Below are 12,867 nucleotides of genomic sequence, written 5' to 3'. Positions count from 1 at the left end.
TAAATGGTTCACAGGCCGCGCAGATGGACGAGCATGTCTCTGCCTCGGCCTGCCCGGCTTGTCTTGCGGCACCGTCCGCCGAAGATCTGGCGAAATCCGGCGATATCAAGGGTGCGCGCATCATGCTGTCGCTGCCGACGGCCCATTGCGCGGTCTGCATCAGCGATGTCGAGCGTGAGCTGCACAAGCAACCCGGCGTGCGCTCTGCGCGGGTGAACCTGACCCTCAAGCGCGTCTCCGTTGATGCAGAGCCGGGCGTCGAACCTACGCCCCTGATCGAAGCGCTCGACCGGATCGGTTACGAGGCGCATGAGCTTGATGCGGGGATGCTCTCGGCGACCGAGACAGACAAGCGTGGGCGCGATCTGCTGATGCGGATCGGGGTCTCGGGCTTTGCGATGATGAACATCATGCTGCTCTCGATTGCGGTGTGGTCTGGTGCAGAATCTGCCACGCGCGATCTGTTCCACTGGATTTCGGCGGCCATTGCGATCCCGACCGTGATCTTCGCGGGGCAACCTTTCTTCAGCTCCGCTTGGGCCTCGCTGCGGGGTGGGCGGCTCGGTATGGATGTGCCGATTTCGCTCGCGATCATCCTTGCCTCGGCGATCTCGCTCTATGAGACTTCGCAATCGGGGCACCACGCCTATTTCGACGCGGCCGTGATGCTGACCTTCTTCCTGCTGGTCGGGCGCTACCTCGATTATCGCACGCGCGCGGTGGCCCGGTCTGCGGCCGAAGAGCTGGCGGCGCTTGAAGTGCCGCGCGCGACGCGTTTGCGCGAAGACGGCAGCGAAGAAACCGTGCCTGTCGGCGATCTGAAACCCGGCGAGATCATTCGGGTGCGCCCGGGTGGACGTATCCCGGCGGACGGCGCGGTGATCGAGGGAAATTCCGAAACCGACCGTTCGCTTCTGACGGGCGAGTCGCTGCCGGTCTTCGCAGGCCCCGGTTCAATCCTATCGGCCGGTGAGGTGAACCTTACAGGGCCGCTCCTGCTGCGCGTGACCGCCGCGGGCAAAGACAGTTCGCTGCATCGAATGGCGGATTTGGTCGCTGCTGCGGAGAGCGCGAAGACGCGCTACACCTCGCTGGCCGAGCGTGCCGCGCGCGCCTATTCGCCCATCGTCCACCTGCTGTCTTTCACCGCGTTTGGGACATGGCTCTGGCTGACCGGCGGCGATGTGCGCCACGCGATCAATATCTCGGCGGCGGTGCTGATCATCACCTGCCCCTGTGCGCTGGGCCTTGCGGTGCCGGCGGTGGTGACCGCTGCATCTGGACGCTTGTTCCGCAAGGGGTTGCTGATCAAGGACGGGACCGCGCTTGAACGGTTGGCCGAGGTCGATACGGTCGTCTTCGACAAAACCGGCACGTTGACCATGGGGGCGCCCACGCCCGAGAACCTCGACGATCTCTCGCAGGAGGAGCTCGCGGTTGCGGCGGCGCTGGCAGGCGCTTCCTCGCACCCGCTCGCGCGTGCACTCTTTGAGGCTGCTGGCGCGATGGGCGTCGCGCCAACCCCGCTCGACGATCTGCGCGAAGTGCCCGGCTACGGGATCGAAGGACGGCTGGGCGATCAGGTCCTCCGCCTTGGTCGCGCCGACTGGATCGGCGCTGAGGCGGGAAACGCGACCGCGACCCACCTGCGCATAGGCGAGGCCGCGCCCCGCTCAATCCGTTTCGTCGACAGTCTGCGTCCGGGCGCCGAAGAGGCTATCACCGCTTTCAAGGCGACTGGTGCCGAAGTCTGGCTGGTGTCGGGCGATGTCGAGGGGGCGGTGTCCGATCTGGCTGCAAGGCTCGGCATCTCGCATTGGCGCGCCGGCGCCTTGCCGCACGAAAAGGCAGAGCTTGTCGGAGAGTTGACCGGGCAGGGGCGTCATGTGCTTATGGTGGGCGATGGCCTGAACGACACCGCTGCGCTTGCGCGCGCGCATGTCTCGGTTTCGCCCGCATCGGCGCTCGACGCCGCCCGCACCGCTTCGGATATCGTTCTGCTGGGTCAGGATCTCGCGCCGGTTTCGGATGCGACTCGGATCGCCACGCAGGCCCGCCGCCGGATCAAGCAGAACTTTGCGATCTCGATTCTCTACAACATCGTTGCGGTGCCAATTGCGCTGATCGGGCTGGCAACACCGCTTGCGGCGGCGTTGGCGATGTCGGCCTCGTCGATCACGGTCTCTCTGAATTCGCTGCGCCTGAAATGACCCGGAGCCTGCCATGGAAACGCTGACCTTCCTGATCCCGATTTCCCTGTTTCTCGGGGGCGTGGGGCTGGTGGCGTTCTTCTGGGCCCTGCGGTCGCGCCAGTTCGAAGACCCGAAGGGGGATGCCGAGCGTATCCTGTCGGACGAGTTCGACGACCACCCCCGGCAAGACTGAGCCAAGGGTCAGACACGAAGAAGCCGCGCAGCCAGAAGGGTGCGCGGCTTTTTGCAGGGCGGTCCCGTCACGGGGAAGCTCAGGGACCGATCACCGTGCAATCCGTCGCCCGCGCTGCTAGCCGTGCGCAGGCAAGTTCAGCGGTATCGCGGCTCATGCCGACGAAGTTTGCCTCGTAGCCGGTCTTGCGCGTCGCCACCTTGCGCAGGGCATCACCCAGCGTGTCGCTTTCCATCAAGGCGGTGGTCAGCAGCGCGCGCTCTGCCGCGAAGTTGGACGCAAACAAACCGAGGCTGATCCCATGCCCACGTCCACCCGAGCTTGACGCGCGGGCGACGACCTGCTGTTTTTGACGCGGGGCGGGTGCGGGCGGCGTCAGGGCCGCGAGAATGACATTCTGCGCGCGCGATGGCGGGGCACCCGCGGCCATGGCCAGGGTTTCGGGCTGCGGCACGCTGGTGCGGGCGAAGATCGGATCGTTCGGGACTGCATCGCCCTCGGCCATGCTTTCGTCTTCAAGCACCGCCGCCGCGAGGGTCAGCGTTTCCGGTTGCGGTTCGGTCGACTGAATAAAGCCATTGGGCTCCGGGCTCGGCTCGGGTGCAAGCGTGGCTTCGGCCAGTTCGACCGCTTCGACCTCGGTCACGACCGCAGGGGGTGCTGCGGCGACGATGGTGCCGGGCCGGGCCATCGGACGCGGGCTTGCCGCAAGACCCGCCGCAGCGGCTACGGCCTCGGGCTGCACGGTCACGTCCGCCACCACCGCCTCGGCCAGTTTCTGCGCCGCTGCATCGGCTTGCGCGGCCGCCAGTGCGAGGGCGATCGCATCCGCATCATGCGTTGCAACGCCCGGGCGGGGCAGCGGGCGCGGGCTCGATTTCGGTGCGCGCACGAGGCGAATGGTCTTGGCGCTGCCCTGCTGGGGTGCCGCCGCCTCGGCCAAGAGTTGCGGTGCCTCCGGGGCGCGCTCTTTCACGCGGTTCGGCGCGCGGCCAAAGCCCAGATCAAGCAGTTCTGCCATCTTGGCATTACGCTGCGCGGTCGAGGTGCCGCCGAAGACCGTGGCGATGATACGCTTGTTGCCGCGCTTGGCCGAAGCCGTCAGGTTGAAGCCCGCAGCCGAGGTATAGCCCGTCTTGATCCCGTCCGCGCCCTCATAGGCGCTCAGGAAACGGCGGTTCGTATTGGCGACCTGCGCGATGCCGGCATCGGCGGTCTTGCGCGAGAAGATGTTGTAATATTGCGGAAAATCATAAAACAGCCGACGCCCAAGCAGCGTCATGTCACGCGCCGTCGAGAGATGCCCGGCGCGGGTCAGGCCGTTAGCATTGCGAAATGAGGTGTTGCGCATCCCCAGCGCCTTGGCGGTGCGGTTCATACGGGCGGCGAAGTTCGACTCATTGCCCGAGATCGCATCCCCAAGCGCCGAGGCCGCATCATTGGCGGATTTGATCGCAGCCGCGCGGATCAGGTAGCGCACGGCGATTTTCTGGCCGGGCTTGAGGCCAAGCCGCGAAGGCGGCTGGCTGGCGGCATTGGCACTGACCGTGACCTTCGTGTCGAGGCTGATCTCGCCCCGCTCGATCGCCTGGAACGTGATATAGAGCGTCATCATCTTGGTCAGAGAGGCCGGGTGCAGCCGGGTATCGGCATTCTTGGAATACAGCACTTCGCCCGTGCGCATATCCATGACCAGCGCCGCATAAGGTGCGGCCTGCGCCAAGATCGGCGCGAAGATCATGGAAATCGCAAATAGCCCATAGCGGACCCAACGCCCCAGCGCGGTCACGGTTCTTGCCATTTTACTGCCTCTCATGCACCCCGGTTGATTTTTGATTTGGGGTTGCTTGTTTTACAGCCTAGCACGGGTTTCTCATGCTGAAAACCGTGAAGTTTCAACGCGGTGGAGTGCGGCTTTCATGCAATACCGCAAGATGTCGTGGGTCAGATCGCTTCCGACTCAACCGATTGTGGGATGCGCGCGACCTTGCCGATGGCGCCGCGATTTGGCGCCGCTTGGCTTCCGGCCAGCGTCTTCAGCGCCTGTTCAAAGCCGGTGCCAGCGCGTCGATCAGATCGGGGAGGGGGCCGAGATCGGGTAGCTCATGAAAGCGCGGATGCTCGGTGGGGGTTTCGGCATGTTCGAGGGCCCAGGTCAGATCGTGGGGCACATGCACGGCCCATCCTCCCGCCTCAAGCATCGGGCGGATGTCGGATTTGAGCGAATTGCCAACCATAATGCCTTCGGCGGCGCCCGAGCCGTGGCGCGCGAAGGCCCGCCGGTAAGTGTCCGGCGTCTTGTCCGAGACGATCTCGACCGCGTCGAAGTGATCGCCAAGACCGGATTGGGCGAGCTTGCGCTCCTGATCGAGGAGGTCACCCTTGGTAATCAGCAAGATGGTGAATCGCCCCGCCAGAGCGGCGATGGTTTCGCCGACATGCGGTAGCAATTCGATCGGGTGGCGATGCATCTCCCGTCCCGCCGCCATGATCTCGGCAATGACCGTTCCGGGCACGCGCCCGTCGGAAACCTCGATTGCGGTTTCGATCATGGAGAGGGTGAAGCCTTTGATCCCAAACCCATAATGCCCGATATTCCGTCGCTCTGCCGCAAGCAGGCGCTCGTTCAGATGATCCGGATCGGCATGCTCGCGCATCAATTCTGTGAAGCGTTCCTGGGTCAGCGTGAAGAAACGCTCATTGTGCCAGAGCGTGTCGTCTGCGTCGAAGGCGATGGTGGTCAGCGGCATGAGTTCTCCTTTGTGCGGACCATGCGGGCCCACGCGCGGTTTGGCAATTCCCCGCGTCAAGGCTTTTCATATTGGTGCGGTTGCCTATATTCCCCTGACATAGTCAACCGATTCAGGACCCTATCCGCGTGCGAGACCCCGTTCACATGATGGCCGACCGAGAGGACGATGCCGAAGGCGAAGCCGGGGTCGCCACCAAGACGCGGGCCAAGACACAGCGCCCGCCGCTCTACAAGGTGCTGATCCTGAACGACGATTACACGCCGATGGAATTCGTGGTCCATGTGCTCGAGCGGTTCTTTGGCATGGATCACGGGCAGGCCTTCGAGATCATGCTGACCGTGCACAAGCGTGGTCTTGCGGTGGTGGGCGTGTTCTCCTTCGAGGTGGCCGAAACCAAGGTCGCGCAGGTGATGGATTTCTCGCGCCGTCATCAGCATCCCTTGCAATGCACTATGGAAAAAGAGTGACCCTGCGCCTAAGGGTGCAGTCACCGAAAGAGGGCGCCTCGCGCGTGTATCCCCGATGAGCCATCCTCGTCTGTCTCTTGCGCTTGATGCGTTCGATGCCTTGCCTGCCGAAGGACGTATCGCGGTCTTTCGTCCGCAAGCGGCCACCGATCTGAGCGATTTGCTGCGTGAGCGCCTGCACCTCATTCAGGGGTTCAAGCCCGATCACGATGCCTGGGCCGCGCGTGGCTACGCTGTCGCGCCCTGTGCCGAGGGTGACTACGCCGCAGCCGTCGTTTTCGTTCCGCGGGCCAAGGCCGAAGCGCGTGCGCTTCTGGCGGAGGCCGCCGCGCGCGTTGCGCCGGGCGGTCCGATCTGGGTCGATGGGGCCAAGACGGACGGTGTGGACTCGATCCTCAAGTCGCTCCGCGAACGGGTAGAGGTTTCGCCGCCCATCGCCAAGGCACATGGTAAGATTTTCGCGTTTGCTGCCGGCGCGGAGGCCCTGGCCGATTGGGCCGGCGCCCCGATGACGCCCGCGCCCGGTTTTACCACTTGGCCCGGCGTGTTCTCGGCGGATGCGGTGGATGAGGGCTCGGCGCTGCTCGCGGCGTGCCTCCCCGAGAAGCTCCCCGCGCGGGTGGCCGATCTCGGTGCGGGCTGGGGCTGGCTTTCGGCGCAGGTGCTGGGCCATTCGGGCGTTGAGGAGCTTCACCTGATCGAGGCCGAGCATGCCGCGCTGGACTGCGCGCGGCAGAATGTCACCGATCCGCGCGCGCATTTCCACTGGGCCGACGCCACGCGCTTCACACCCCAGGAGCGTTTCGGGGCCATCGTGATGAACCCGCCCTTCCACACCTCGCGCGATGCCGATCCGGCTCTTGGCGCGGCGTTCATCCGGGCGGCGGGGGCGATGCTTTCGCTGTCGGGCACGCTCTGGATGGTGGCGAACCGTCACCTGCCTTACGACCCGGTCTTGGCGGCGGCTTTCCATGAGATCGAAGACATCACCCCACCGGGCGGCATTGATCGCCGCTTCCGTGTCATTCGTGCGGCGCGCCCGGTTGTCGGCGCCGCATCCGCCTCGCCACAGGCCAAGCCGCGCCGCACACGAGCCCCTCGCCCCCGGCGCTGAGACGGGCTAAGGTCCAACCAGCCAATTCAACGGAGCTCCCATGTCGCTGTCCATCTCTGGCAAGACCGCCATCGTCACCGGTGCCGCCCACGGCATCGGCCTCGCAATCGCGCGTCATTTCATTGATCGCGGCGCGCAGGTCATGTTCGCCGATATCGACGAGGCGCGGCTCGCTGACGAGTTGGGGACCGAGGCGAAATCGGATGGATCCGCGCGCTATTTCGCAGGTGATCTGTGCCAGAAGCTGACGGTGAACAACCTGCTCTCGGCCACGATCGACGCCTTCGAGCGGATCGACATTCTGGTCAACGCGGCGCGCTGCATTCAGGTCAGCGATCCGCTCGATCCGGCGCAAACCGTGCTCGACGACATGTTGCAGCTCAACATGAAAGGCATGCTGCGGATGTCGCAGATGACGGCGAAGCGGATGATTTCGCATGCGGAACAGGACGGTCGGCGCGGCGAGGAAATCGGCGCTATCGTCAATATTTCGACCCCGGCCAATGCAAGCACGCAGCCCGAGCTTCTGGCTTACTCCATCGCCTGTGCGGCGCAGGAACAGGCGACGCGTGGTCTTGCCGTCGCGCTGGCGCCGCATGGGATTCGCGTCAACGGGGTGGCCTTTGCGTCGGTGATGAGCGCGTCTTTGCAGAACCAGCTCAAAGAGCACGGCGACTGGCGGGATGCCATGACGGATGGGACGCCGCTTGGCCGTATCGCGGCGCCGGGCGAATTGACCCATACCGTGCAGTATCTCGCGTCGCCCGGCGCGGGTTTCGTCACCGGCCAGATCGTGACCGTCGATGGCGGGCGGGGCTTGGGCGATGCGGTGCGTGTCCCTGCCTTCTGAGCCCTATTCCGGGTAGGCGGCTTTGCAGGCCTGCACCGCCGCTTCGGCCTGCCGGACCAATAGCTTACGCTTGGCGAGCAGCGCGTCACGCTTGCGGGTTTCAGAGGCGGGGTCGATCGCCACTTGCCGGGTCCGCGTCACAACGTGATCCTCAAGACAGCGGCGCGCCTTACGTTCGACAGAGCCATCGGGGCGCGTGATCTGGTCATAGCCGCAGACCTCCCAGCGTTTCGTGACCCATTCGTATTCCTCATAGGCATAGCCCCGCGCGAGATTGCCCTCGACTTCGGCCAGCAGGCGCTCGACGGTGCGCAACTCGCGCGTGTTACGCTGGATGCATTGCTCTTGCGGAGTTCCGCAGGCGGTCAGCGCAACGGCACTGAGAATCAAGGCGAATGCGGCACGTTTCATGGCGGCCTCCTAAAGCTGTCGAGCCAGCTTAGTCACCGTGCAGCAAAAGGCAATTCCACTTGCGCGGCGGTCCTGTTAGGAAAGATCAAATCTCAAGGAGGCCCCCATGACCGCACCCGCCGCAGACGAGTTTGACGCGCGCAAGGCCCGTGCCAGCGCCTGGTTTTCGGAGCTGCGCGACCGCATTGTCGCGGCCTTCGAGGCGTTGGAGGACACACAGGTCACGGGGCCGCATGCCTCGTTGCCGGCGGGTCGCTTCGAGGTGTCGCCCACCACCCGTACCGGCCCCGATGGTGAGGATCAGGGCGGCGGTAAGATGTCCGTGATGCGGGGCGGGCGCGTCTTCGAAAAGGTGGGCGTGAACATCTCGACCGTCTGGGGCACGCTCGCGCCGCGCGCGCAGGCCGCGATGGCGGCGCGCGGTGTGCCGGGCATGGCAGAAGACCCGCGCTTCTGGGCGAGCGGCATCAGCCTTGTCGCGCATATGCAAAACCCGCATACCCCGGCTGTTCACATGAATACGCGGATGTTCTGGACACCGGGGGCGTGGTGGTTCGGCGGTGGCGCCGACCTCAATCCTTGTCTCGAATATGCCGAGGATACCGACGCGTTTCACGCGGTCCTGCGCGGTGCCTGCGATGCCCATGATCCGGGCTATTACCCCAAGTTCAAGGCTTGGGCGGATGAGTATTTCTTTGTCCCGCACCGGGGCCGTGCGCGCGGGGTCGGCGGGATTTTCTATGACGATCTGAATACTGGCGATTGGGAGGCGGATTTCGCCTTCACGCGCGATGTCGGCGCCGCATTCCTGCCCGCCTTCGTCCCGGTGACCGAGAAGCGCCGCGACACGCCCTGGACCGAAGAGGACCGTGAGACCCAGTTCCGTCACCGTGGCCTCTATGCGGAATACAACCTCGTCTATGACCGTGGCACCAAGTTCGGGCTGGAGACCGGGCATAATGCCGATGCCGTGCTGATGAGCCTGCCGCCCATCGCGAAATGGTATTGAGCTTGCGAAGGCGCTCCTGCCCATGATGCCTGAGACGCTTTTTGCGTTCGCGCTGGCCTCGATGCTGGTCGAGCTGACACCGGGGCCGAACATGGCCTATCTCGCGGTGATCGCGGCCACCGAAGGACGGCGGCGGGGGTATGCCGCGACCGCCGGGGTGGCGCTTGGTCTTGCGATCGTCGGTGGATTGGCGGCGTTCGGGCTTGCCGCGCTGGTCGAGCGTTCTCCGCTGGCCTATCAGATCTTGCGCTGGGGCGGGGTGCTCTACCTTCTGTGGCTCGCCTATGATGGCTGGCGCGGCGCAGGGGAAACCATCGAGCACGCCCCCCCCGGTTCATCCGACTGGCGCTATTTTCGGCGCGGGCTGATCACCAACCTGCTCAACCCCAAGGCGGCGGTGTTCTATCTCTCGGTTCTGCCGACCTTTCTGAGCGGCAAGGACGGATTGTCCGAGACGCTTCTGCTGTCGGGGATCTACGTGACGGTGGCGACGGTGATCCACGCGGGCATCGTGACCCTCGCGGGGGCGGCGCGCGCCTTCCTTGAAGATCCGCGCAAAGAGCGCCTGCTGCGCCGCGTGTTGTCGGTGGGGCTTGCGCTGATCGCGTTCTGGTTCGCGGTCAAGACCGGGCGATAGCCGATCAGGCAAGAATCCGCTATACAGCAAAGGCAAAACCACGTAGAAGCCGCGCTTTGGCCCTGCGGCCCCCTCTCTGAAAGACCTCCGATGTCCAACCTTCCCGATCTTCACCCCGCGCTCTCCGAGGCGCTGGCCGCCAAGGGCTATGCCGCCCTCACGCCAGTCCAGGAAGCCGTCATTGCCCCCGATCTGGCCGGGCAGGATTTGTTGGTGTCGGCGCAGACCGGGTCGGGGAAGACGGTGGCCTTCGGTCTGGCTATGGCGGCGGAGTTGCTGGGCGAGGGTCCCGCGCTTTATGCCGATGTGCCGCGTGCGTTGGTGATCGCGCCGACGCGCGAACTCGCGCTTCAGGTGCGCCGTGAATTCGAATGGCTTTACGGGGGTGCCGGACTCGTGATCGCGGGTGCGGTCGGGGGCATGGATGCGCGGTTCGAGCGCCGCACGCTAGAGCGCGGCGCGCATATCGTCGTCGGCACGCCGGGCCGGATTTGCGACCACATCCGTCGCGGGGCGCTGGATCTCTCGGAACTGCGCGTGGCGGTGCTCGACGAGGCCGACGAAATGCTCGATCTCGGCTTCCGCGAAGACCTCGAATTCATCCTTGAATCGGCGAATGAAGAGCGCCGGACGCTGATGTTCTCGGCAACCGTCTCGCCCGAGATCGAACGCCTTGCACGCACGTTCCAGAAGGACGCGCAGCGGGTTTCGACCATGGCCAAACGCGAGCAGCACGCCGATATCGAGTATCGCGCGCTTCTCGTCGACAAATCCGACCGCGAGAACGCCATCGTCAACGTGCTCCGCTTCTACGAGGCGAAAACTGCCATCGTGTTCTGCGGTACCCGCGCGACGGTGACGCATCTCACGACGCGTTTCCTCAACCGGGGGTTCTCGGTGGTGGCGCTGTCCGGTGAACTCAGCCAGGACGAACGCTCACGCGCGCTTCAGATGATGCGTGATGGGCGGGCGCGGGTCTGTATTGCGACCGATGTGGCCGCGCGGGGCATCGACCTGCCGGGTCTGGAACTGGTCGTTCATGCCGACCTGCCGATCAACAAGGAAGCGCTGCTGCACCGCTCGGGCCGGACGGGTCGCGCGGGCTCGAAGGGGGTCTCGGCTGTCATCGTGCCGCATAACCTGCGCGCCAAAGCCGATCGGGTATTCAAGACCGCCAATATCGCGCCGACCTGGGCCGCCGCCCCGAGCGCCGAGGAAATCATCGCCAAGGACCGCCAGCGCATCCTCGAAGAGCCCGAACTGCAACAGCCGGTGACCGAAGACGAAGAGGCGACCGTCGCCGCACTGCTCGAACGGTTTGAGCCGCGGGCTCTGGCGGCTGCCGTTGCGCGTCACTTTATGGCCTCGCGTTCGGCCCCCGAAGATATCGTCCCGGTGACTGTCGACGGGATCAAACCGCGTGAGCGCGCCGAGTTCGGTAACGCGCAATGGCTGCGTCTGACGATGGGCCATGACGCCCATGTCGATCCGAAATGGCTCTTGCCGATGCTGTGCCGCGCGGGCGACCTCACTCGCCGCGATATCGGCCAGATTCGGATCATGCAGGACCATAGCTTCGTTCAGATCCACGCCGATGCCGCACCGCGCTTCCTCAAGGCGCTTGGCCCCGCGATGCAGCTTGAGGATAAATGCAAGGTCGTGACGCTGGACGAAGCCCCCGAGGGGCTCGACCGTCCGCCGCCGCGTCCGGCGCGCTGGGACAAGAACAAGGGTGACCGGGGCGATTTCAAATCGGGCGGCAAGCCGTTCAAGAAGCCGCACCGCAAGGGCGCCTCGCCGCGTGATGCCGAGGCGGGCGCAGGCGGGAAGCCTTGGGAGAAAAAGGATAAACCCGCCGGCAAGCCGTGGGAAAAGAAAGACAAGCCCGCCGGCAAGCCGTTGGAAAAAAAGGACAAACCTGCCAGCAAGGCAGGGGCGAAACCTTGGGAGAAGAAGGACAAAGCCGACGGCAAGCCTTCGGGGAAGCCCGGCGCGAAGCCCAAGGCCAAATATGAGCGCGGCCCCGCCAAGCCGGGCAAGAAACCGGGCCGCGCGAAGTAATCGGCGGCAATGAAAAAGGGGGCCTCGCGGCCCCCTTGTCATATCTGTCCTGATCGCTCAGCCCTTGCGGATCGTCTCGATCATCAGCGCGACATTCTCGGGGTCTGCATCCGGCGTGATCCCGTGGCCGAGGTTGAAGATATGCGGGCCGTTGCGGAACGCCTCGACCACATGGCGGGTCGCGTCGATCAAAGCCTGACCGCCCGTCACCATGTGATGCGGTGCAAGGTTGCCCTGCACGCAGCCCGAGACCTGCACATTCGCTGCCGCCCATTCCGGGCTGACAGAGTTGTCGATCGCCACGCAATCCGCGCCGGTCTTCTGATGGAAGCCGATATAGCCCTCGCCCGCTTCGCGCGGGAAGGCGATGATCGGCAGCCCCGGGAAGCGGGCCTTCATCTCGGAGATGATCCGCTTGGCGGGTGCCACGGCGAAATCCTCGAAATCCTGACCCTTGAGGCTCCCGGCCCAGCTATCGAAGATCTTTACGACCTCGGCACCGGCTTCGACCTGCTTCGAGAGATACTCGATCGTCGACTCGGTCAGCAGGTCGATCAGCGCGGCGAAAGTCGCGCGGTCCTCGGCCTTGAGCGCATGCGCAGGCCCCTGATCGGGCGTGCCGCGCCCGGCGATCATATAGGTCGCAACGGTCCAGGGCGCGCCCGCAAAGCCGATCAGCGTGGTCTCTTTCGGCAATTCGCGCGACAGGATCCGCACCGTTTCATAAACCGGGGCGAGTGTGTCGTGGATGTCGTCCTTGTACTTGAGCGCGCGCAGCCCCTCTGGCCCGGTGATCGTCGAAAGCCGCGGCCCTTCGCCGGTGACGAACCACAGATCGGCACCAAGGGCTTGCGGCAAAAGGAGAATATCCGCAAACAAGATCGCCGCATCAAAGCTGTAGCGCCGGATCGGCTGCAACGTCACCTCGGCGGCAAGGTCGGGATTGTAGCACAGCGACAGGAAATCGCCCGCCTCGGCACGGGTCGCGCGATATTCGGGCAGGTAGCGCCCCGCCTGACGCATCATCCACACCGGCGGCGTGGGCAGGGTTTCGCCCTTCAGGGCGCGCAGGATCGTCTTATCGGTCATCGCGTTCTCCTCTTCGCACCCCCTTGAATTTCCCCTGCGGCGCAATGTCAAGCGCGACGCCGCTTGCGCGGGCCTTTTGACGCGGCTACCA

General features: G+C 64.9%; 12 protein-coding genes. 8 read left to right on the top strand and 4 right to left on the bottom strand.

The window, feature by feature from the left end; genetic code table 11:
- Window positions 1–23 precede the first annotated feature (23 nt).
- Window positions 24–2,210, top strand: coding sequence for a heavy metal translocating P-type ATPase (locus P0X85_RS00945; protein WP_275807067.1), 2,187 nt, complete (start codon window positions 24–26; stop codon window positions 2,208–2,210).
- A gap of 13 nt (window positions 2,211–2,223) precedes the next feature.
- Entirely contained in the window at window positions 2,224–2,385 is a 162-nt protein-coding gene (ccoS, locus tag P0X85_RS00940) for a cbb3-type cytochrome oxidase assembly protein CcoS (RefSeq protein WP_275807064.1), read from the top strand.
- A 79-nt stretch (window positions 2,386–2,464) separates the two neighbouring features.
- On the opposite strand, the gene P0X85_RS00935 is transcribed toward ccoS, so the two are convergent.
- Complete coding sequence (locus P0X85_RS00935; RefSeq protein WP_275807060.1) at window positions 2,465–4,186, bottom strand: D-alanyl-D-alanine carboxypeptidase family protein; 1,722 nt, start codon at window positions 4,184–4,186, stop codon at window positions 2,465–2,467.
- Between the two features lie 235 nt (window positions 4,187–4,421).
- A complete protein-coding gene (locus P0X85_RS00930; RefSeq protein WP_275807057.1) occupies window positions 4,422–5,135 on the bottom strand; it encodes an HAD family hydrolase in 714 nt (237 codons plus the stop codon).
- A gap of 149 nt (window positions 5,136–5,284) precedes the next feature.
- Between P0X85_RS00930 and clpS the strand changes: the two genes are divergently transcribed.
- From clpS to P0X85_RS00915, 3 genes are read left to right on the top strand one after another with little or no spacing between them, the layout of a single operon-like run.
- The gene (gene clpS / locus P0X85_RS00925) at window positions 5,285–5,605 is read left to right on the top strand and encodes an ATP-dependent Clp protease adapter ClpS (RefSeq protein ID WP_275807724.1); all 321 of its coding nucleotides are present in this window, start codon (window positions 5,285–5,287) and stop codon (window positions 5,603–5,605) included.
- 55 nt (window positions 5,606–5,660) lie between these two features.
- Window positions 5,661–6,719 (top strand): class I SAM-dependent methyltransferase, encoded by a 1,059-nt coding sequence (locus P0X85_RS00920; protein ID WP_275807054.1) that lies wholly within the window; start codon window positions 5,661–5,663, stop codon window positions 6,717–6,719.
- A 40-nt stretch (window positions 6,720–6,759) separates the two neighbouring features.
- Window positions 6,760–7,569, top strand: a complete 810-nt coding sequence (locus P0X85_RS00915; RefSeq protein WP_275807051.1) for an SDR family NAD(P)-dependent oxidoreductase — start codon at window positions 6,760–6,762, stop codon at window positions 7,567–7,569.
- Window positions 7,570–7,572: 3 nt separating this feature from the next.
- Here the strand turns inward: P0X85_RS00915 and P0X85_RS00910 are convergent, their stop codons facing one another.
- A complete protein-coding gene (locus P0X85_RS00910; RefSeq protein WP_275807047.1) occupies window positions 7,573–7,980 on the bottom strand; it encodes a hypothetical protein in 408 nt (135 codons plus the stop codon).
- A 106-nt stretch (window positions 7,981–8,086) separates the two neighbouring features.
- Here P0X85_RS00910 and hemF point away from each other — a divergent pair, with 106 nt between their 5' ends.
- The 3 genes from hemF (at window position 8,087) to P0X85_RS00895 (ending at window position 11,687) form a co-directional block, all read left to right on the top strand.
- Entirely contained in the window at window positions 8,087–8,989 is a 903-nt protein-coding gene (hemF, locus tag P0X85_RS00905) for an oxygen-dependent coproporphyrinogen oxidase (protein WP_275807044.1), read from the top strand.
- Between the two features lie 25 nt (window positions 8,990–9,014).
- Complete coding sequence (locus tag P0X85_RS00900) at window positions 9,015–9,626, top strand: LysE family translocator (protein WP_275807041.1); 612 nt, start codon at window positions 9,015–9,017, stop codon at window positions 9,624–9,626.
- A gap of 90 nt (window positions 9,627–9,716) precedes the next feature.
- A complete protein-coding gene (locus P0X85_RS00895) occupies window positions 9,717–11,687 on the top strand; it encodes a DEAD/DEAH box helicase (protein WP_275807038.1) in 1,971 nt (656 codons plus the stop codon).
- 57 nt (window positions 11,688–11,744) lie between these two features.
- Here the strand turns inward: P0X85_RS00895 and hemE are convergent, their stop codons facing one another.
- Window positions 11,745–12,776: a uroporphyrinogen decarboxylase gene (hemE, locus tag P0X85_RS00890; protein WP_275807034.1), complete on the bottom strand. Its 1,032-nt coding sequence runs from the start codon at window positions 12,774–12,776 to the stop codon at window positions 11,745–11,747.
- Window positions 12,777–12,867 lie beyond the last annotated feature (91 nt).

The organism is Pseudothioclava nitratireducens (genome assembly GCF_029210495.1).
Classification (GTDB): domain Bacteria; phylum Pseudomonadota; class Alphaproteobacteria; order Rhodobacterales; family Rhodobacteraceae; genus Pseudothioclava; species Pseudothioclava nitratireducens.
The sequence above is the reverse complement of the archived record's forward strand: the minus strand, read 5'-3'. Positions and strand labels throughout refer to the sequence as shown.